This window comes from Stenotrophomonas sp. TD3 (genome assembly GCF_001939825.1).
Classification (GTDB): Bacteria; Pseudomonadota; Gammaproteobacteria; order Xanthomonadales; family Xanthomonadaceae; genus Stenotrophomonas.
The window spans coordinates 292,826-313,204 of sequence record NZ_MOYM01000001.1 but is presented as its reverse complement, the minus strand read 5'-3'; the positions used below and the strand labels follow the sequence as shown (position 1 = coordinate 313,204).

Sequence of the window (20,379 nt, the reverse complement as noted above, 5' to 3'; positions counted from 1 at the left end):
CCGGCGCTACCGCCGCTTTTGTAGGGCCGAGCCATGCTCGGCTGCAGTTCGCACGGTGTGCGATGCGTCGAGCATGGCTCGACTCTACAAGAGCATCCACGCATGGCGTGGATCTACTCGCAGAGTCTGATTTCTGTAGAGCCGAGCCATGCTCGGCTGCATTACCAGACGGCTTCCAACGTCCGGAACGGTTTCGCAACGCGCACGCCGTCGGCACCGAAGTCGGAGACGCTGCGTCCATCCACACGCACCGTCTTCGGCATCGTGCGCGCCGGCCACCAGACCTTCACCGCCGTTCCACTGTGCAGCCCCTCGCCAAGCGCCACCGTCAGCAGCCCGTCGCGCTGTCGTGCCTGCATCTGCAACGTGCCATACGCGGTCGGCAGGCGCTCCACCGCCAAGCCATCCCCCGCCACCCACGAGGGCGGTGTGCCCGGCAGCAGCGACAGCGCGTCATCGTCCTCGCGCATCAGCATGCCGAACAGCGTGCGGCCGTATTCGGCACCGATCCAGGTATGCGGCATGTCGCCGAGGTAGCGCGGGAAGCGCAGCCGTGAATGCACTACTTCGGCCAGCACCTGCCATTCAAGCGGGCGCCGGTCGTGAAGCAGGCCCTGCAACAGCTCGTCAGCCACGTCCGGCTGACCAAGATGCACATAGCTCAGCACGTTGCGGATCTCGTACGGCGTGTAGGCGTACAGCGCACCGGGCTGGCTGCGCTTGCGCACGTCTTCCAGATAGCGGGCGAAGGTGATCCGCAACGCATCTGCCGGCAACACGCTCTGCGCGCCGGTCGGGTCCAGTGCGATCGACACGCCCGTGGGATCGCCATCGCCCAGATCCGCCGAGGACGGGATGAAGTCGATGCCCTTCCACGCCATCGTGGCGCGGATCGAGGCGTGCAATGCGTCGTACAGCGCTTTGTACTGCTGACGTGCCCAGGCGGCGGTCTCGTGGTCACCCAGCGACTCGGCCAGCCACGCTCCGTCGTGCCATCCCTTCAGGCCCCAGTAGTCATCCCAGTAGCTGTGGGTGGGCGACGGATAGCCTTCATGGCTGATCGACGGCGCAAGAATGCCCGCGAATCGCTCCGGCGCCGGCTGGTCGGCCTTGTAACCGGGCACCAGCGTGCGCTCGCGCAGTTCCTGCAGGAAGCGCAGTGCGGCTTTCACTTTCGGCAGGTAGTCACGCACCGACTCGGGCCCGCCATCGAGGCGGGCGACATCGGCCACCAGCGCCACGTACTGGCCCTGGCTGTCGTACTCGATGTCCGAACCGAAGCCGGTGTTGACGCTGCCATCGTCGTTGAGGATCGGCGAAACCAGGCCATTGGCATGCACGCCGTGCGCGCTGTACCAGGCCAGGTAGTCACGCGCGACGTGCGCTTCACCCATGCGCAGCAGCACCGCCGACGTGGCCATGCCATCGCGGATGAAGGAGCGGTTGTAGTTGCGTGGGCCGGGCTGCATCGCGGAGCCGGTCTGGTTGATCAGCATGTAGGCAGCCTGCGCGCGCAGCATGTCGACCAGCGAGGGATCGGGCAGGCGCAGGCCGACCTGGCCCAGCCGCGCCTGCCAATCTGCGGACGCTTGCGTGGCCAGCGTCTCGAACGCCGCATTGGCATCACGGGGCAGCGTGGCCAGATCCAGCGCAGGCGCTTCGGGCAGCAGGCCATTGGCATCGGCGGCGGCGGTGCCCAGCGGGAACGCGACCACGATGGCATCGCGGGCTCCCGGCGCCAGCGACACGCGGTAGTTGAGCGCGGCGGCGGCAAGACCTTGGTCATCACGTGCCTGCTGCGAGGAAGGCAGTTCGCCGGCAGCGATGTTCGCGGTGATTTCCGTGGTGCCATCCTTGCCGAACGGCGCCACGCCGGACGCAGCCACAGGCGTGAGCGAGTGCAGCAGCGTGCGGCCATTGATGCGCACGGCCTGTCCGTCGATGCGCACCTCGCGGATCGGCGACAGCCCGCCGTTCTGCCACGGCGGATTCATCTCCATCGGACGCACGACCAGACTGAGCGTGCCGTCGATCCGGGTGCTGCCGGTGTTGTGCAGTCGATGGCGGAGGAAGGTCACCGGCTGGCCATCGCGCTCGATGGCGAACACCTCACTGCGCAGCTCCAGCCCGGGCTGCGGCGACCAGGTGGCCGAAGGCATAGGCTTCCAGCCATCGCGCAGGGCGTGCTGTACGGGCTGACCGGCGGCACCTGCAGCACGCCCGTCGGCGCTTCGCCAGAGCGGCTGTACCAGCGGCGCACCCTTGAACGCTTCCAGGTTGCCGTATTCGTCGAAGATGGATTTCTGCCGCCCTGCGTGCACGCCAACGGCGGTCCAGTAGGTCTGCTGCATCTGCAGCGACGCCGGAAACAGCGCACGCTGCGCGCCGCTGGCGGCGATCTGGTAGCGCTTCATCGGTGTCATCACGGCTTTCGGGCCAAGCAGGCGCAGGCGCGCGATCTGCGGGGCTGCGCCGTCCACGCTCAGGCGGAATGCACGTAGAGGTTTTGCCGTGTCAGCGGCCAGCCAACTCTGCCGATGGCTGGCCGCCTGTGCATCGTGTGCGAGATCCTGCCAGCGGCCCTGTGCGTCCTGCGCCTGCAAGCGGGCGGCGCCGCGCCCGCCGTCGGCCCAGTCGACCGCGAGACCGGCTGTGGACTGGGCGCGAGGCAGCATGATCTCGAGCGTATGGGATCCACCTTTTCCGGCTGGAACCGCGACGGTGCCACCGCCTTGCCAGAGCGCCGCTGCCTGCGTTGCATCGACACCGCTGATGCGTGCGCTGAGCGTGCTGTCCAGCGGCTCCATCTCGAAGATCGACACGCCCCAGTCGGACGTGCGCTGCGGGCTGGCCAGCCGCAGGTAGCGCGCCTGGCGTGGCGCGAAGTACAGCGTTTCCACGTCGCCCAGCGAATCGGCCATGGTGTACGCGGTCTGCCACTGCGTGCCGTCCAGCGAGGTCTGCAGTGAATAGCCCTCTGGATTGGAGACATCCCAGGTGAGCCGTGCGCCCGCCAGCATCGTCGGTGCGCCCAGATCGATCTGGAACCAGTGGCCCGGACTGAAGGCACCGCCGGTGACGGTCCTGGGGTCGCCGTCGATCAGGTGGCTGATCGCCATCGCCGGTACCTGCTGCGAGGAGGCGCTGGCCTGCCATTGGCTGCGTGGGGGGAGCGTCTGTGCCTGTGCGCTGAAGGCCAGGACGGCGAACACCAGGGTGGCGGCAGTTTGCCATGGGGCTGGTGGGCGGGAGACCTTGGAGCGTTCGGCGCGCAACGTCATTACGGACAGCCTCGCAGGTTCGACCGGAATCGGGCGAGCGCTACGCTAGCAAGGGATGTAATCGGTTACATGACGCACTGCAGCGCCGCTGGACGCTGGCGCTGCCGTTGCGGAAGCGCTGACGGATGTGGCTCTGGACGTGTAGCGCGGTTCGGCTAGGGTCACATCGGGGTTGGTTTTTTTAGGTGGTTGTCATTTGACAACCTGCGTGTGCCGTGTGCAGAATATGGAGAACAAGGAATGTCTCGAGCGCGTCATCCAGACAAGGACATCGAAGCGGCGTTGCAGTTCGCGGAGGATCGTGGGTGGAGGCTCCGTATGGCGGGCGGCCATGCGTGGGGCCGGATGTATTGCCCTTACAACGACGCCGATTGCCGATGCGGGGAGTTCTGCATCGTGAGCATCTGGAGCACACCGCGTAGCGGCAGCCATCATGCAAGGGCCTTGCGGCGTGTGGTCGAGAACTGCAGTCGTGAGCAATGAGATCAGGCGTCGTCAGAAGCGAAGGGGTCAATCATGGAATTCAACTTCACCCTGAAGTACCGCTTGCCGGACACAGGTATTGAAATCGGCGTCCTCGAGCAGCGCCTGGCCGAAGGCGGCAGCGACGACGCGCTTGTGGGCCTTGGGCTACCGGGAAGGCTGGCCCTGGCTTTCTGCCGCGAAGCGGAAAACGCAGCGGCTGCCCTGCGTTCGGCGTTGGACGATGTGCAGCGGGCCGTGCCCGGTGCCGAGCTGGTTGAAGTGAGCCCCGATCTGGTGGGGCTCACTGACGTAGCAGACCTGGTCGGAATGTCGCGTCAGAACATGCGGAAGCTCATGCTGGCCAACCCGCAGTCGTTTCCGTCCCCAGTGCATGACGGCTCGACCTCGATCTGGCACCTCGTCGACATTCTCGGTTGGCTGCGAGCGCGTGGCAGCGACAAAGTCACGGTGGAAATGACGGAACTCGCCGCTGCCGCGTTGCAGCTCAATCTGGACCGGGAAGGGCGCAGGCTTCACTCAAAGACGTAGTGGCGGCAAGAATCGGCGACCACCCCACTAAAGCTCCACCGTCTCCCACCAGCGCGTGCCCGCCTGCGGCGCCTGCATGTCCAGCGCTTCGCCCATCATCGGCGTGGCCACCGGAACATTCTTCGCGGCCGCCAGGGCGGTGATGCGCTCGAACGGCTGCTGCCATTCGTGCAGGGCCAGGTCGAAGGTGCCGTTGTGGATCGGCAGCAGCCACCTGCCGCGCAGGTCCAGATGCGCCTGCAGGGTCTGCTCGGGCTGCATGTGCACGAATGCCCAGCGTGGATCGTAGGCACCGGTTTCGATCATGGTCAGGTCGAACGGGCCGTACTTCTCGCCGATGGCCTTGAAGCCATCGAAGTAGCCGGTGTCGCCACTGAAGAAGATGCGGAAGTCGCCGTCCTGGATCACCCATGACGCCCACAGGCTGCGGTCACTGTCGCCCAGCCCGCGGCCGGAGAAATGCTGCCCCGGGGTGGCGGTCAGGCGCAGGCCGCTGGCTTCGGTGGACTGCCACCAGTCCAGCTGTTCCACCTTGGTGGCGTCCACGCCCCACGCAATCAACTGATCGCCCACACCCAGCGGTGCGATGAAGCGCGCGGTCTTGCCGGCCAGCTGCATCACCGCGGCATGGTCGAGATGATCGTAGTGGTTGTGCGAGAGGATCACGCCGGCGATCGGCGGCAGGTCGTCGATGCTGATCGGCGGTGCGTGGAAGCGCGCCGGCCCCATCCATTGCACCGGCGAGGCGCGTTCGGAGAACACCGGGTCGGTCAGCCAGTACTGGCCGCGCAGCTTCAGCAGGATCGTGGAGTGCCCAAGCCGGAACAGGCTGCGATCCGGCGCAGCATCCAGGGTGGCGCGGTCCAGCGGCTTCACCGGAATCGGGTGCGCGGGCACGGTGCCCTTGGGCTTGTTGAACAGGAACGTCCACCAGATCTCCGCGCCGTCGCGCAGGCCCATCGCCGGACGGGGCAGGGCATTGCGGAACTTGCCGTCGCGGTACTGCGGCGAATCGGGGAAGTCGGGGAGGGACCAGGACTTGCAGAAGGTGTAGGCGGTCACGGCGAGGATTCCAAGCAAAAGGACAAGGAGCAGGCGCTTCATGGGTGACGTCCGCTGGGTACACTGCACAGTGTAGTTTCGTGTTTTTCAAAAGTACACTGCTGGGTGTAAAATTGAGGCATCCGTTCAGCTATCCGGTTTCCGCCATGTCCCGTGCCCCGCAACGCCTGACCGACCGCAAACGCGAAGCCATCGTGCGCGCAGCGGTGGCGGAGTTCCGTGCATCGGGCTACGAGGCGACCAGCATGGACCGCATCGCCGAGGTGGCCGGGGTCTCCAAACGCACCGTCTACAACCACTTCCCGAGCAAGGAAGCGTTGTTCTCGATGATCCTGGAGGAGCTGTGGGAACGCAGCGTGGCCAGCGACGCACTGCCGTACCGCGCGGACCAGCCGTTGCAGGCGCAGCTGCTGCAGTTGCTGGGCCAGAAGCTGGACCTGCTCAGCGACGGGAATTTCATCGACCTGGCGCGGGTCGCGATGGCCGAGATCATCCACTCACCGGAACGGGCGCAGGCCATCGTCTGCCGCATGGGCGAGAAGGAAAGTGGCGAGAGCGCCTGGATCCGCGCCGCGATTGCCGACGGCCGGCTGCGCAAGGTCGATCCGGAATTCGCCGGCCACCAGCTGCATGGGCTGGTGAAGAGCTTCGCGTTCTGGCCACAGGTGACGATGGGGCAGCCACCGTTGAACGAACAGGAGCGCGCGCGCGTGGCCGAATCGGCGGTGGCGATGTTCCTGGGGTTCTACGCCGTCTAGCTGGCAGCGAAGCGACGGAACTCGTCGGCCGGTAGCGCTGCCGAGTACAGGTAGCCCTGGCCGACATCCACCCCGAGTGCGCGCAATTGCTGCTCCTGCGCCAGGGTTTCAGTGCCTTCGGCCACCACGATCGCACCGCAGCGGTGCGCGACTTCGACGATGAAGCGCACGATCGACTGCGACTTGGCATCGGACAGTGTGGCGATCAACGCCTGCTCGATCTTGACCTCGGCGATGGCCAGCTGCGAAAGCAGGATCAGGGTCGAATAGCCCGCGCCGAAATCATCCAGCGACAGGGTGATCCCGGCTGCCAGCAGCTGTGCGATGTTGGCATCGACCACGTCGCGCTCGACGATCTCGGTCCACTCGACGATTTCCAGCCGCAGCATCGCACCGGGGATGTCGTGCAGCTGCAGCAGCTCCTGCAGGCGCAGGCCGAAGTCGGGCAGGCGCAGGGATTCGGCTGACACATTGACTGCGATGGTCAGCGCCGCGCCGTCCTGCCGGCAGTGCTGCAGGAAGTGCACCGCCGACTGCAGCGTGGCCCATTCCAGGTCTGCCAGCCGGCCCTGCCGGCGCAGCAGTGAGATCACCCGCATGGGTGCAATCGGCCGGCCTTCGCCATCGCGCATGCGCAGCAGTGCTTCGGCGCCAACCAGCTGGCGATCGTGCAGGCGATGCTTGGGCTGGTAGCACAGCGGGGCGTCACCCTGCTGCAGCCAGCGCTCGAGCGCGACCTCGATCAGCGCATCGATCTCGCTGTCGCGCTGGATCGGGTCATCGAAGAACACCACGCCCGACTCGATCGCGCTCAGTGCGAGCGTGATCGCCCGGAACGGCAGGTGACCTTCATCGGTGGCGGTCGGTGGTTTCAGCTCGACCACCGCGCAGCGGAACAGTGGTCGGAAGCCCGGCCAGTCGCGGCCGACGCGGTCGGCAAGATTGCAGGCCAGTTCGGTGATATGGGCCTGGATGCGCAGCTCGGTCAAGGACATGCCGCGTACCAGGATCGCCAGCGCGGCGTCGCCGAACTGGTAGACCTCCACATCGTCCACTGGAAGCGATGGCAGCAACCGGTGGACCTCCGCCGGCGTATCGCGGTGCCATAGTCCGTTGTCCTGCAGCGGGCCGTAGCGCAGGCGCAGGTCGCGCTGGTTGCCCATTTCGACCACCACCAGGCAGGCCTTGCCGAGGCCGTCGTTGTCGCGCCAGAAATGCTGCAGCCGTTCGCCCAGCGCCCGCATGTTGGGCAGGCCGCTGATCGGGTCGACGCGCAGCCAAGCCTGTTCGCGCTGGCGCTGCGCATCGATCTGGGCATCGTTGTAGACCAGCGCGAACACTGCGCCGAGCATCAGCAGTGAGACCGGCAGTGCCAACAGGCGCTGGATCGCCAGTTCGGCCACCGGCAGCTGGTCGGCGCCAATGATCGCCACACCTAGTGCCAGGCCCAGAGCGGTCATCCCGATGCGCACGGACCACGCCTGCAGGATCATGCGCGGCGAGAGCTCGTTGAGCATGCGTGGGTGCAGGCGCCTGCGCAGCCAGACGCCGGCCATCATCTGCAACGCGGCCTCAAGGCTGGCAGGCAGGAAGAACTGGGTGCCGACGAACTGGTAGCGGGCCAGCAGGGCGGCGGCCAGGCAGGCCAGGCCGCCACGCCATCCGCCGAGCAGGCCACTGACCAGCAGGATGTCGAAGCCGAGGTGCAGCTTGACCACGCCCTGGGTGTAACGGGCCACGAACCAGGAATTGAACAGGTAGATCAGGCCCAGCGCCACGCCGACATACAGGCGACGGCCTTCAATGGCGTGCCCGGCGCGACGGGTGGCGATCAGCAGCACGCCGATCATGCCGATCACTGCCGTGGCCTGCAGCAGATACAGCGGCAGGCTGGGCAGGGCGCTGTCCAGGACCTGGGCCGAAACCCGTGAAAGCGCATCCATAGCAGGTTCCCGCCTGTGACCGACGGCCAGTGACGAGCAGGGTAAACCACGGCCGCGCGCGCGGCCACTGATGCTACCCGGCGTCGCCCACCTGGGTCAGTAGCGCGGGTCGGCAATGGCCGACAGTACCAGTTCGCGCACGAAGCCGGACGGCGACAGCTGCAGCAGTGCGCGCACCATCGCCACGACATCATGGACCGGCACCAGCTCACCGTCGCCGCGCGCTGCGGCCTCGGCCACCGGCACCGACAAGGCGTCGTCGGTGTTGAGGTAGCCCAGCTGCAGGCTGGTCACCGCCAGCCGGCGATCGCGGAAGCCCTCGCGCAGCGCATCGGCGATGCCGTTGAGGGCGAACTTCGAGGCGCCGAACGCCACTTCCGGGCGGCCGCTGCGCGGCAGGGCCGAGGTCGAACCGGTCAGCACCAGCTGCGGGCGCGCTGCGCCCAGTACGCGGGGCAGCAGGCGTTGCAGCAGGACCAGGGTCGCGGTGATGTTGACGTCGACCAGTTGCGTGAGTGCTGCATCGCTTTCATCGAGGAAGGCGTACTCGTCGCTGAAGGCCTTGTCTTCCCAGATACCCAGGTTGTGGATCAGCACATCGATATCGGCCGGTGCCTGCGTTGCGATGTGGTCGGCCGCCGCAGTGGGCTGGGACAGGTCTGCTTCGATCCATTGCAGGGTGACGCCGTCAGGGCAAGCGATGCCGCGCGGGCGGGTGCGCGAGACACCAATCACAGTGTCACCCGAGGCACAGAGGCCTTCCACGAACGCGCGTCCCAGGCCCCTGCTGGCGCCGATGATCATCAATTTCATGTTGCTTCCTTGGTTGTGCAGTGGCGGCATCAGTGGGCCGCCAGGATGAGGTCCCAGTCGCCGAACGCGCGCAGGCCGCTGCGTTCGGCAGTGGTGATGGAGGCCGTGTTGTCGAGCTGGCATCGGTACTGCGGCTGCAACCCGGAGGCCTGGGCGGATATGGCCATCGTCTGCACGAGCCGGCGTGCATGACCACGGCCACGGGCTTCGGGCAGTGTCAGCACGCCCATGTCGGCGAGTGCCGGATCCAGGCTCCACGGATACAGGCTGCCGGCCGCGACCAGCTGCTCGCCGTCGAAGACACCGAACACCTGCCAGTGGTCGAGCTCGACCCAGGCGGCATCGAGATCCTCCTTGCTGGCGCTGGCCTGGAACGCACTGAACACAGCAGCATCGGCTGGAGCGAGGTGGCGGATGTGGGGCGGTGAAGGGTGCTCGGCCAGTGCCGCAAGTTCTGCAGCAGGGAAATAGAAGAGGCGGTCGGCGCCATGCGTGCGCTGGCCGACGTCGATCAGCCGCTGCCGCAGCTGTGCGAGTGTCCAATGCGCGCGTGCGCGCAGTTGCAGGCGTTCGACCAGGACTGGGCGCAGCACCGCGCGCGCAGGACCAGCAAGCGGTTGCAGCAGCATGCCGTCCTCACCCTCGTCGAAATCATCGCTGCAGGCCAGGTACAACAGGGGATTGTCCTGCAGCATGCGCTCACCCGCGCAGATGCGCCGCCAGCTGGCATCAATCATCGGGGCAAACGCATCATCCATGACAGTGGTCTCGCTCAGTGCCGGGGCAGATCCACCTGCAGGCCGGACGCCTTCGATTCGGGGTAGCCGGCGGGGAGCTGCTGCGCCGCCAGTCCGGCCTCGTCCAGCATCGCCAGCGCATCGTTGGACAGCACGCAGCAGGGCCCGTGGCAGTCGGCGACAATGTGGACGGCGCGTGGCCGTTCGTCCATCCATGCATGCCGTTCCGTAACGGGAATGTTCAGCGCGCCAGGCACAGCTCCATCATTGGTGCTGTTGACGGGGGGCATGCCGGATGAGCGAGAATCCGTGCAGTCATCGGCAACAGGCGTTCCCCGGCATGGAAGCAACCCACGCGCGCATGGATGGCATGCCCCTGCCTCACGCCTGGCAGGAAGCGCTGGCCGACGCGCGCATTGAACGGCAGTCGATCGGTGTATCGCGTGCGGACGTTGCCCGCGTGCATCGTCCTGGGCAGGCCGATGCCTTCCTGAAGTCGGAAGTGATCGACGCCTTCAGTGAGCTGGGCGACGAGATAGCGCGCCTGCGCTGGCTGCAGGCGCAGGGCCAGCCGGCGCCGATGGTGATCGCTAGCGCCGAGGAGGCGGGGCGCCGCTGGCTGCTGATGAGTGCGTTGCCCGGCCACGACCTGGCCTCGTCGCCGACGCCCGCGCCCCACCACCTGGTGGAACTGCTGGCCGACGCGCTGCGGGGCCTGCATGCCCTGCCAGTGGCGAGCTGTCCGTTCGACCAGCGGCTGGCCTCGCGCCTGAAGGCCGCACAGGCACGTGTCGAGGCGGACCTGGTCGACGCCGATGACTTCGATGACGAACGCCTGGGGCAGAGCGCGCAGCAGGTGTTCGCCGAACTGCGCGCCACCCGGCCCGATCACGAGGATCTGGTGGTCAGCCATGGCGACGCCTGCCTGCCGAACCTGCTCGCAGCCGAGGGCCGCTTCAGCGGTTTCATCGATTGTGGCCGGCTGGGCGTGGCCGATCGCTACCAGGATCTGGCGTTGGCCGCGCGCAGCCTGGTCGACAACTTCGGCGACACCCGCTGGGTTGCACCGCTGTTCCGCCGCTATGGCGTTGTGGCCGACGAACGACGGCTGGCGTTCTACCGTCTGCTCGACGAGTTCTTCTGAAGCCGCGCAGGGCGGCGTAGGGCGGGGCTGAACGCTGCCCTGCCGGCGGACCTCTTCATTCTTTAAAATGGACGAACGTTCGTTCACTATCTGCGCCATGAGCCGAATCGACCGCAATGAGCAGCGCGTGACCCTGATCCTGCAGGCGGCCCTGCAGTGCTTCCTCGCCAAGGGGTTCCACCAGACCAGCATGCGCGACATCGCGCAGGCGGCCGGTGTCAGCCTGGGCAATCTCTACAACCACTTCCCGGGCAAGGAGGCGATCATCCTTGCGGTGGCCGTGGCCGAAAGCGAGGAACTGGCCCCGATGCTGCAGCGGCTGGCGGCGGCCGACGGCGAGCGCGCGCAGGTGCTGGCATTCCTGCAGGACTTCCACGCGTTGTGCCGGCAACCGGAGTGGGCAACGCTCGCGGTCGAGGTGCTGGCCGAGAGTGCACGCAACCGCGCCGTGGCCGAGGCCTTCGCGGCCAACCGCAGGCAGCTTCAACAGGTGCTGGGCGATGCGCTGCAGGGCATTGCGCGGCGCGAGCGGCGGCGCCCTGCGCTGGCCCCGGCACTGCAGGCGCAGGTGTTGCTGGATGCCATCGAAAGCGATGCGCTGCGCCAGGGCCTGGGTGAAGGTGGCAGCGTAGAGGACGCCGCACTGGACCTCGAGCTGCTGGCACGGCTGCTGGGATCACGTGCATGAGCGCCGATGACCGGCGGCTGCACGGCCTGGATCTGGCGCGGTATCTGGCACTGGCCGGCATGGTGCTGGTCAATTTCCGCCTGGCGATGGCCGTGCCTGCCGAGCGCCCGGGTGGGTTGGCAGGCTTCTTCCATCTTCTGGAAGGCAAGGCCTCGGCGACCTTCGTCACCCTGGCCGGACTTGGCCTGGTACTGGCGACGCAGCGCTCGGGCTGGATGCAGGCCAGCCTGCAGACCTGGCGGCGCGCGCTGTTCCTGCTTGTGCTGGGCCTGCTCAATCTGACCCTGTTCCCGGCCGACATCCTGCATTACTACGCGGTGTATTTCGCGCTGGCGGTGCTGTGGTTGCGCGCGTCGCCACAGGTGTTGCTGGCCAGCATCGCCGGCCTCGCGGCCGGTTCGTTCTGGGCACTGCTGCAGTGGGACTACAGCCAGGGCTGGAACTGGCAGACGCTGGAATACGCCGGTCTCTGGCACTGGCCGGGTGCCGTGCGCAACCTGCTGTTCAACGGCTTCCATCCCCTGCTGCCCTGGATGTGCTTCTTCCTGCTGGGCATGCTGCTGGCACGCCTGCAGCTGTCGCAGCCGCGGGTGCAGCATGCGTTGTTGCTGCTGGGCGTGCTGCTGCTCGGCGCGGGCCAGGGTGTGCAGCACGTTGCGCAGGGAACACCCTGGCAGGGGTGGCTGGGAACGCAGCCGATGCCGCCGGGACCGGCCTACGTACTGACCGGCGCAGGCGCGGCCTGCAGCGCGATTGCCATGTGCTTGTGGGTCAGCCGCCGGTATCCGGGGGACTGGCTGCAGCCGCTCACTGCGGCAGGGCGCATGACCCTGACCCTGTACGTCGGCCACATCCTGCTGGGCATGGGGACGCTGGAATGGCTGGGCCTGCTCGATGGCAGTGCTTCGCTGCCGGCCGTGCTGTTGTGGGCGTTGTTGTTCCTGATGCTGGCCACGGGCGCAGCGTGGCTGTGGTCCTGGCGGTTCGCGCGGGGGCCGCTGGAAGCGGTGATGCGGCGCATTGCCGGCTAGCACATTGGTCGCGCAGGCACGATGTTGTGACGGACATGTCTGTGTCGCGGCCCGCGCATCTGCGATAGTGGTGGCAGGTAATACTTTCCGCTTGCATCCATGTCATCCGCTTCGGCGCAGCATCTCGGCGAAGTCCTTCAGCAGTCCTATGGCATCACCGCCAACGCCGTGGTGCCACGCCCGGTTGGCGCCGATGCCAACGCCAGCGTGTATCGCATCGATGCACAGCGCGGGCAATGGTGGTTGAAATGCCGCAGTTACCAGGTTGCCCCTGCCGTCTGGGACACCCTGCATTGGCTGCGCGGCACGCTGGGCATCGAGGAAATCGTCGCGCCCTGGCCGGCCCTGACCGGTGGAGCGTCGGTGCAGCGCTGGGGCCTGCAGTTCACCCTGTTCCCGTACGTGGAAGGCCAGTCCGGCTTTGAGGCCGCACTGAGTCGCACGCAGTGGCAACGGATGGGCGAGGTGCTGCGGCGCCTGCACGAGGCGCGCCCGCCACCGGCGCTGCAGGAGGCACTGCCGAGCCTGCGGTTGGAAACCTCAGCGCTTGATACGGTCGGGCAATGGTTGGCCGGTGAGGGCCTGGCCGCCGCCAGGGATGGGCTGGGCCGTGCCTTCGTTTCCGTCTGGGACCAACAGCACGCGCGCATCGCGGCGCTGCATGCGCAGGCAGTGCAGCTGCACGCGGCGTTGCAGGATGTCCCGGTGGCGTTGCGCCTGTGCCATACCGACCTGCATGCCGGCAATCTGCTGATGGGCAACGACGGCGGCCTGCACCTGATCGACTGGGATGGCCTGTCGCTGGCACCGCGCGAGCGCGACCTGATGTTCATCGGTGCCGCGGTGGGCGGGCGCTGGGGGCGCGAGAATCCGCTGGGTTTCGAGGAGGGCTATGGCAGCGACCATGGCGACCCGCGCTGGATCGCCTGGTACCGGCACTGGCGCATCCTGCAGGACCTGATCGAGTTCCAGCAGGTCCTGCTGGGCAGCGATGGCGAGGATCGTTCGCCGCAGCTGCGCCGGCAGTCGCTGCATTTCCTCAGCGAACAGTTCGCACCGGGCAATGTGTTCGACGCGGCAGAGCGGGTGTATCGCGCGCTGTAAATGCTCGTCACCTGCCATCGATGAAGCGTCGCGCTGCGCGCGATGAGTCGAGCATGGCTCGACTCTACAGTTGCGCTCGGCGGCTCTTCGGGCCGCCATCGTTGATCAGGTGCAGGGATCATCCACGCGTGGCGTGGCTCTACTCGGCGGGCTTGGCCGCTGCCGAGGCGGCTGCGCTCGCGGCGCGGCGCGACAGCACGGCTTCGCGGTGGGCGATGTAGGCGTTGGCGGCGAGGATGATGCCGGCACCCATGATCGTCCAGCGGTCCACGCTCTCGTTGAACAGCAGCCAGCCGAACAGCGTCACCAGCGGCAGCTGCAGGAAGCTGATCGGAGTCAGGGCGGAGACTTCGCCCAGCCGTAGCGCGCGGGTCCACAACAGCTGGCCGATGGTGCCGAGCACGCCGGTGGCCAGCAGCCACAGCCAGGCCGACCCGGTCGGCCAGACCCAGACGAACAACGCCGGGACCAGCGACAGCGGCACCCAGAACACGTAGGTATAGAGCACCACGGTATCGGCACTGTCGACGCGGGTGAGCTGCTTGATCTGGATCGCCACCAACGAGCTGAGCACGGCCGCACCCACGGCCACCAGACTGCCGGCGGTGAAGCCGGCGGTGCCGGGGCGCACGATCACCAGCACGCCGATGAAGCCGACCACGACCGCGGCCCAGCGGCGCACGCGCACGGTTTCGCCCAGCCACAGCACGGCGGCAATGGTGACGAACAGCGGCGTGGAGTACGAGAGCGAAACCGCCTGCGCCAACGGTAGATGGCCCAGCGCCCAGAACGCGCACAGCATCGAGCCCAGGCCGATCGCACTGCGCACGAGATAGCGTGGCAGCTGCTGCGTCTTCAAGGGCGCACGGCCGGGCCGCAGCAGCATCGGCAGCAGTGCCAGCAGGCCGAAGGCATTGCGGAAGAACGCCACTTCCTGGGTTGGCACGTAGCGCGTGGCATAGCGGATCGCCACCGCCATCAGGCCGAACGCCATCGTGCTGCCGAGCATCAGCAGCGCCGCCCGCATCGGGGTGGCGCTGGGGGAAAGGGCGGGGCTGTTCACCACTGTGCGCCGAGCAGGCGGGGCTCCGGTTCGATCGGCACGCCGAATTTTTCCAGCACCGAGGCCGAGATGCGGCGCGCCAGTGCCAGCAGTTCAGCGCCGGTGGCGTTGCCGTGGTTGACCAGTACCAGTGCATGGCTGGGGGCCACGCCGGCATCGCCGTCGCGGAAGCCCTTCCAGCCGCAGGATTCGATCATCCAGGCTGCCGAGACCTTGCGCTTGTCGTCCTGCTCGGCCGGGAACACGGGCAGGTCGGGGAAGTGCTGCAGCAGCACGTCGACCTGTTCCAGCGGCAGCACCGGATTCTTGAAGAAACTGCCGGCGTTGCCCAGTACATCCGGGTCGGGCAGCTTGCGGCGGCGGATTGCGATCACCGCATTGGCCACGTCCACCGCACCGGGCAGCTCCACGCCCTGCGCCTGAAGTTCCTCGCGGATGCCGGCGTAGTCCATGCGCAGGTCATGCAGCAGCGGCAGCTTCAGTTCGATGGCGGTGATCAGGTAGCGATCGGGCTGCTGCTTGAACACGCTGTCGCGGTAGGCGAAACCACATTGTTCGTTGTCCAGCCGCACCCAGGCCTGTTCCTGGCAGTCCCAGGCTTCGACCGCCTGGATGAACTCGCCGACCTGCGCGCCATAGGCGCCGATGTTCTGGATCGGCGCGGCACCGGCCGTACCGGGAATCAGGGCCAGGTTTTCCAGGCCGGACAGGCCTTCCTGCAGCGACCACATCACCAGGCCGTGCCACGGCACGCCCGCACCGGCGCGGACCACCGCGTGGTCGGCGCGGTGTTCAAGGAAACTGATGTCACGGTTGCCGAACACCAGCACGGTGCCCGGCAGGTCCTCGGCGATCAGCACGTTGCTGCCGGCACCCAGCACCAGCAGCGGGCCGTTGGCAACGTCGGGCAGCGCGAGCACCTCTGGTAGCAGCGCGGGATCGTGCAGTTCCAGCAGCTGAGCGGCGCTGGCCTGCACATGGAAGGTGTTCAGTGCCTGCAGCGGCGCATTGCGGGTAAGCGTCCAGCGCAGCGGGGCGTTGCCGTCGATGGTGTCCATGGGCGCGCTCACAGCGGCGCCACCGCGCCGCGGCTGGGCGCTTCGCGGCGGCGACGGATCGCCTCCACGCATTCGGAAACCAGCGCCGGGCCACGGAAGATCAGGCCGCTGTAGCACTGCACCAGTGCCGCGCCTGCGGCCATCTTGGCCACGGCATCGGCGCCGGACAGGATGCCACCGACGCCGATCAGCGGCACCGATTCGGGCAGGCGCGAACGCAGGCGGCGCAGCACCAGCGTGGACTGCTCCAGCACCGGCGCACCGGACAGGCCACCGGCCTCGTTGGCCAGCGGGTCGCCGGCCACCTTGCTGTGGTCGATGGTGGTGTTGGTGGCGATCACGCCGTCCACCTGCAGTTCGCCCAGCACGCGGGCGGCGGCATCGATGTCGCGTTCGCTGAGGTCCGGCGCCACCTTCACCAGCATCGGCACGCGGCGGCCGTGCTGGGCCGCGAGATCTTCCTGGCGGTCGCGCAGCTGGCTGACCAGCTGGCGCAGCGCGGTTTCTTCCTGCAGTTCACGCAGGCCGGCGGTGTTGGGCGAGGAGATGTTGACAGTGATGTAGTCGGCCAGCGGGTACACCTTGTCCAGGCAGGCGATGTAATCGTCCACGGCCTGTTCGTTCGGGGTGTCCTTGTTCTTGCCGATGTTGATGCCGAGCAGGCCGCGGCGGTTGCGCGCGCGCTCGACGTTGCGCACCAGTGCGTCCACGCCCGCATTGTTGAAGCCCATGCGGTTGATGATCGCGTTGTGTTCCGGCAGGCGGAACAGGCGCGGCTGCGGATTGCCGGCCTGCGGGCGCGGGGTGATGGTGCCGATTTCAACGAAGCCGAAGCCCAGCGCGAACAATGCATCGATATGCTCGCCGTTCTTGTCCAGGCCGGCGGCCAGGCCGACCGGGTTGGGGAACGTCAGCCCGAACACCGTGCTGGGCATCGGCGCGATGCGTGCGGCCAGCAGCGGCGTGGTACCGGTGCGATAGGCCAGGTCCAGTGCGGACAGGCCGAGGCCGTGGGCGCGCTCGGCGTCGAGCGAGAACAGGAAGGGGCGGGCAAGCGAATACATGCGTCGGTTCAGTCCAGCGTGCCGAGGAAGGCTCGGGTTCGATATTCAAACGCAACCTGGCCGTCGACCGCGTGGGCGGCGAACAGGTGCTGCAGAGCGTCGATCATCGGCGCGTGGCGCGGATGACCGGATTGAGGGGCATAGGAGGAGGACAGCAGGCGCCCGCGCAGGGCATCGAAGTCCAGGTGCTGCACGTTGGGCAACTCCACCATGCCGCGCAGGCCGGGGCCGAACCAGGCCTGCATGGTGGCGTCGTCCTGGTAGCGCTCGGCCACGGCGGAGTAGTCGGTGCCGTAGTCCAGCAGCAGCTGTTCGTAGCCGATCAGGAACGGGCTGGCATCGAGCAGGCGCGAATTCCAGTAGATCAGGGCCTGGCCGCCGGGACGCAGGATGCGCTGCCACTCGGCGCGCACCGCCACGGTGTCGAACCAGTGGAAGGCCTGCGCGACGCTGACCAGATCGACACTGGCATCGTCCAGTGTGGTGGCCTCGGCGCGGCCGTCCACCGCACGGAACTGCGGGTACTGCGGTGCCAGCCATTGTTCGGCCGCGCCGCGCATGGCCGCATTGGGCTCAACCGCGACAACGGGATGGCCGCTGGCCAGGAACAGGCGGCTGGAAATACCGGTACCGGCGCCGATGTCGGCGACACGCGCCTGCTGGCTGACACCCATCGGGCCATGCAGCCATTCCAGCAGCGCGGGTGGGTAGTCGGGGCGGTAGCGGACGTAGTCGGCGACGCGGCTGCTGAAGCGTTCGGTGCTGTCGGAAGTGGTCATGGCGTCAGTTCGACACCGCCGCCAGCCAGGCCAGGCCGCCGAAGAACAGGATGAAGACCAGGATGGCGGCGATCACGGCGCCGACCATCACCCAGCCGAGTACCAGGCCGGTGACGGCCAGGCCATCGCCTTCCAGTTCGTGCGGGCGGCGGCGGATTTCGGCGCGGGCCATGTGGCCGGTGATGATGGCGACGATGCTGGCCACGAAGGGCAGGACGGTCCAGCTGGCGATGCCCATGACCAGGCTGACCACGGCCAGGGCGCTTGTCTGTCGGGGTGCCACGCTCATCGGGGTCCTCCTTGGCAGTGTGCACATGATAGTGCGTCTGCCCCGGCAATCCCATGCCCGGCGGATACGATGGTAGGCGTCGCCCTTGGTCGACGAAAGGCATGCCAACCAAGGTTGGCAGCTACCGGGTGCCGGTGTCAGCCCATCAACACCTGGCCGCCATCCACGTTGAGCACGCTGCCGGTGACCCAGCGCGCCAGCGGCGAGCACAGGAACAGGGCGGCGTCGGCGATCTCGCGCGGGTGCCCGAAGCGGCCGAACGGAATCTTCGCCAGGGTGCCGTGGTACAGCGTGGGGTCGTCGGTGCGGCGGCGGTCCCAGAGGCCGTCATCGAACTCGATCGAGCCCGGCGCGATCGCATTGACCCGGATCCGATCCTTGGCCAGCGCCAGCGCCTGCGAGGTGGTGTAGTGCGAAAGCGCGGCCTTGGCGGCGGCATAGGGCGCGCCACCGGGACGCGGCTGCTGCGCGGCAATCGAAGACAGGTTGAGGATGCAGGCGTCGCTGGAGGCACGCAGCCACGGCAGTGCCAGGCGCGAGGCGCGTACGGCGGCCATCAAGTCGACCTGCAGGCTGGCGGCCCAGCCGTCCTCGTCGTCGGCCATGCCGTAGCCGGTGGCGTTGTTGACCAGCACGTCGATGCCACCGAGCGCGTCGGCAGCGGCCTGCAGCCAGGCCTGGATCTGGCCGGGGTCGGCCAGATCGGCGGAAAACGCGTGCAGTTCGAAGCCCTGCGCCCGTGCATCGGCGCGCAGGGCATCCAGACCGGCGTGGCCGCGCGCGCAGACCGAGACCTGCGCACCGGCGCCGGCAAACGCCAGCGCCATTTCACGGCCAATGCCCTTGCTGCCGCCGGCGATCAGCACGCGGCGGCCGGTGAAATCGAGGGTCGGAGCCCCTGCGGGGCTCTGACCCATGGACGTGTCCGCGTCGCTTGCCATCACAGGTCGAACTTGATGCCCTGGGCCAGCGGCAGCGAATCCGAATAGTTGATGGTGTTGGTCTGGCGGCGCATGTAGACCTTCCATGCATCCGAGCCGGACTCGCGGCCACCGCCGGTGTCCTTCTCGCCACCGAAGGCACCACCGATCTCCGCACCGGACGTGCCGATGTTGATGTTGGCGATGCCGCAGTCGCTGCCGGCGGCCGACAGGAACTTCTCGGCGGTCTTCAGGTTCTGGGTGAAGATCGAGGACGACAGGCCCTGCGGCACGCCGTTCTGCATGTCGATGGCTTCGTCGATGCTGTCGTACGGCATCACGTACAGGATCGGCGCGAAGGTTTCGTGCTGGACCACGGCGTCGCTGTTCTTCAGGCCGGAGACGATCGCCGGCAGCACGAAGTTGCCGGCGCGGTCGATGCGGGTGCCACCGGTTTCGATGGTGCCGCCGGCGGCCTTGGCCTGGGCGATCGCATCGAGGAACTGCTGCACGGCGCCGTCGCTGTTGAGCGGGCCCATCAGGTTGGCGGCATCGGTCGGGTCGCCGATCTTGCCTTCCACCTGCTTGTAGGCCTTGACCAGGGTGGCCAGCACGTCGGCGTAGATCGAGCGGTGCACGATCAGGCGGCGGGTGGTGGTGCAGCGCTGGCCGGCGGTGCCGACGGCACCGAACACGATACCCGGCACGGCCAGCTTCAGGTCGGCGGTTTCGTCCAGGATGATGGCGTTGTTGCCGCCGAGTTCCAGCAGGCAGCGGCCGAGACGGCGGGCGACCTTCTCGTTGACGGTGCGGCCGACCTGGGTCGAGCCGGTGAAGCTGATCAGCGGCACGCGACGATCATCGACCATCTTTTCCGACAGCGCGGTGCCGGCATCGTTGATCAGAAAGAAGATGTCCGGGAAGCCGGCTTCGCGCAGGGCGTCGTTGCAGATCTTCAGCGAGGCGATGGCGGTCAGCGGCGTCTTGTTGGACGGCTTCCAGATGCACACGTCGCCACAGATGGCGGCCAGGAACGAGTTCCAGCTCCACACCGCGACCGGGAAGTTGAAGGCCGAGATGATGCCGACCAGGCCCAGCGGGTGGTACTGCTCGTACATGCGGTGGCCGGGGCGCTCGGAATGCATGGTGTAGCCGTACAGCATGCGGCTCTGGCCAACGGCGAAATCGGCGATGTCGATCATCTCCTGCACTTCGCCGTCGCCTTCCGGCTTGCTCTTGCCCATTTCCAGGGCAACCAGCGAACCCAGGGCGTCCTTGTGCTTGCGCAGTGCTTCGCCGCACAGGCGCACGGCTTCACCGCGGCGCGGGGCCGGCGTGGTACGCCAGGCCTTGAAGGCTTCCTGGGCGCGGGCGACGACGGTCTCGTACTCGGCCTCGGTGGTCGCGCGGACCTGCGCGATCGGCTCGCCGGTGGTCGGGTTGACCGGGGTGATCAGCTCACCGCTGGTCGCGCTCGACCACTCCCCGTTGCCCAGGTACGTGCCAGCGTTGATCGCGTCCAGGCCAAGGGACTTGAGCAGCTCGGAAGACATGCAGACTCCTGTGTTTCGTTACGTTGTTTGGCGCCATCGCGGGCAGGTGGGGGACGCGATGAACTGAATCGCCGATGG

The 20,379-nt window shown here is 67.4% G+C and carries 20 protein-coding genes; 7 read left to right on the top strand and 13 right to left on the bottom strand.

The window, feature by feature from the left end; all coding sequences use genetic code 11:
• Positions 1-161: 161 nt before the first annotated feature.
• Positions 162-3,281, bottom strand: coding sequence for a discoidin domain-containing protein (locus tag BKE09_RS01360; RefSeq protein WP_075674652.1), 3,120 nt, complete (start codon positions 3,279-3,281; stop codon positions 162-164).
• A gap of 240 nt (positions 3,282-3,521) precedes the next feature.
• Here BKE09_RS01360 and BKE09_RS23815 point away from each other — a divergent pair, with 240 nt between their 5' ends.
• Together BKE09_RS23815 and BKE09_RS01350 are read left to right on the top strand one after the other, a co-directional pair.
• Positions 3,522-3,764, top strand: coding sequence for a hypothetical protein (locus BKE09_RS23815; RefSeq protein ID WP_075674651.1), 243 nt, complete (start codon positions 3,522-3,524; stop codon positions 3,762-3,764).
• Between the two features lie 33 nt (positions 3,765-3,797).
• Entirely contained in the window at positions 3,798-4,295 is a 498-nt protein-coding gene (locus BKE09_RS01350) for a DNA-binding protein (protein ID WP_075674650.1), read from the top strand.
• A gap of 27 nt (positions 4,296-4,322) precedes the next feature.
• Here BKE09_RS01350 and BKE09_RS01345 read toward each other — a convergent pair whose 3' ends face one another.
• Complete coding sequence (locus BKE09_RS01345; protein WP_075674649.1) at positions 4,323-5,399, bottom strand: MBL fold metallo-hydrolase; 1,077 nt, start codon at positions 5,397-5,399, stop codon at positions 4,323-4,325.
• 104 nt (positions 5,400-5,503) lie between these two features.
• Here BKE09_RS01345 and BKE09_RS01340 point away from each other — a divergent pair, with 104 nt between their 5' ends.
• The gene (locus BKE09_RS01340; RefSeq protein ID WP_075674648.1) at positions 5,504-6,115 is read left to right on the top strand and encodes a TetR/AcrR family transcriptional regulator; all 612 of its coding nucleotides are present in this window, start codon (positions 5,504-5,506) and stop codon (positions 6,113-6,115) included.
• On the opposite strand, the gene BKE09_RS01335 is transcribed toward BKE09_RS01340, so the two are convergent.
• From BKE09_RS01335 to BKE09_RS01320, 4 genes are all read right to left on the bottom strand, one after another.
• Positions 6,112-8,058: an EAL domain-containing protein gene (locus BKE09_RS01335; RefSeq protein WP_075674647.1), complete on the bottom strand. Its 1,947-nt coding sequence runs from the start codon at positions 8,056-8,058 to the stop codon at positions 6,112-6,114. The genes BKE09_RS01340 and BKE09_RS01335 overlap by 4 nt on opposite strands.
• Before the next feature lie 96 nt (positions 8,059-8,154).
• Entirely contained in the window at positions 8,155-8,871 is a 717-nt protein-coding gene (locus BKE09_RS01330; RefSeq protein WP_075674646.1) for an SDR family NAD(P)-dependent oxidoreductase, read from the bottom strand.
• A gap of 29 nt (positions 8,872-8,900) precedes the next feature.
• Complete coding sequence (locus tag BKE09_RS01325; protein WP_075674645.1) at positions 8,901-9,629, bottom strand: GNAT family N-acetyltransferase; 729 nt, start codon at positions 9,627-9,629, stop codon at positions 8,901-8,903.
• A gap of 14 nt (positions 9,630-9,643) precedes the next feature.
• Positions 9,644-9,820 carry a hypothetical protein gene (locus BKE09_RS01320; protein WP_240502864.1) on the bottom strand — a complete coding sequence of 59 codons (177 nt, stop codon included), beginning with the start codon at positions 9,818-9,820 and terminating at the stop codon, positions 9,644-9,646.
• 128 nt (positions 9,821-9,948) lie between these two features.
• Between BKE09_RS01320 and BKE09_RS01315 the strand changes: the two genes are divergently transcribed.
• From BKE09_RS01315 to BKE09_RS01300, 4 genes are all read left to right on the top strand, one after another.
• The gene (locus BKE09_RS01315; protein ID WP_075674644.1) at positions 9,949-10,752 is read left to right on the top strand and encodes an APH(3')-II family aminoglycoside O-phosphotransferase; all 804 of its coding nucleotides are present in this window, start codon (positions 9,949-9,951) and stop codon (positions 10,750-10,752) included.
• Between the two features lie 97 nt (positions 10,753-10,849).
• Complete coding sequence (locus BKE09_RS01310) at positions 10,850-11,440, top strand: TetR/AcrR family transcriptional regulator (RefSeq protein ID WP_075676533.1); 591 nt, start codon at positions 10,850-10,852, stop codon at positions 11,438-11,440.
• A complete protein-coding gene (locus tag BKE09_RS01305; protein ID WP_075674643.1) occupies positions 11,437-12,471 on the top strand; it encodes a heparan-alpha-glucosaminide N-acetyltransferase domain-containing protein in 1,035 nt (344 codons plus the stop codon). Before BKE09_RS01310 ends, BKE09_RS01305 begins: the two co-directional genes overlap by 4 nt.
• A gap of 99 nt (positions 12,472-12,570) precedes the next feature.
• Positions 12,571-13,575 (top strand): aminoglycoside phosphotransferase family protein, encoded by a 1,005-nt coding sequence (locus BKE09_RS01300; RefSeq protein WP_075674642.1) that lies wholly within the window; start codon positions 12,571-12,573, stop codon positions 13,573-13,575.
• A gap of 139 nt (positions 13,576-13,714) precedes the next feature.
• Here BKE09_RS01300 and BKE09_RS01295 read toward each other — a convergent pair whose 3' ends face one another.
• The 7 genes from BKE09_RS01295 to BKE09_RS01265 all read right to left on the bottom strand — a co-directional run bounded on the left by BKE09_RS01295 (position 13,715) and on the right by BKE09_RS01265 (position 20,301).
• Positions 13,715-14,602, bottom strand: coding sequence for a DMT family transporter (locus BKE09_RS01295; RefSeq protein ID WP_014036954.1), 888 nt, complete (start codon positions 14,600-14,602; stop codon positions 13,715-13,717).
• 32 nt (positions 14,603-14,634) lie between these two features.
• Complete coding sequence (gene murB / locus BKE09_RS01290) at positions 14,635-15,696, bottom strand: UDP-N-acetylmuramate dehydrogenase (RefSeq protein WP_075676531.1); 1,062 nt, start codon at positions 15,694-15,696, stop codon at positions 14,635-14,637.
• Between the two features lie 8 nt (positions 15,697-15,704).
• Positions 15,705-16,760: a quinone-dependent dihydroorotate dehydrogenase gene (locus BKE09_RS01285; protein ID WP_014036956.1), complete on the bottom strand. Its 1,056-nt coding sequence runs from the start codon at positions 16,758-16,760 to the stop codon at positions 15,705-15,707.
• Positions 16,761-16,768: 8 nt separating this feature from the next.
• Complete coding sequence (locus BKE09_RS01280) at positions 16,769-17,539, bottom strand: class I SAM-dependent methyltransferase (RefSeq protein ID WP_075674641.1); 771 nt, start codon at positions 17,537-17,539, stop codon at positions 16,769-16,771.
• 4 nt (positions 17,540-17,543) lie between these two features.
• On the bottom strand, positions 17,544-17,828 hold the full coding sequence (locus BKE09_RS01275; protein WP_049445846.1) for a DUF4190 domain-containing protein: 285 nt from the start codon (positions 17,826-17,828) through the stop codon (positions 17,544-17,546).
• Between the two features lie 137 nt (positions 17,829-17,965).
• Positions 17,966-18,769, bottom strand: coding sequence for an SDR family NAD(P)-dependent oxidoreductase (locus tag BKE09_RS01270; RefSeq protein WP_170871719.1), 804 nt, complete (start codon positions 18,767-18,769; stop codon positions 17,966-17,968).
• On the bottom strand, positions 18,769-20,301 hold the full coding sequence (locus BKE09_RS01265) for an aldehyde dehydrogenase family protein (protein WP_075674640.1): 1,533 nt from the start codon (positions 20,299-20,301) through the stop codon (positions 18,769-18,771). The genes BKE09_RS01270 and BKE09_RS01265 overlap by 1 nt, the downstream gene beginning before the upstream one ends.
• Between the last annotated feature and the right edge of the window lie 78 nt (positions 20,302-20,379).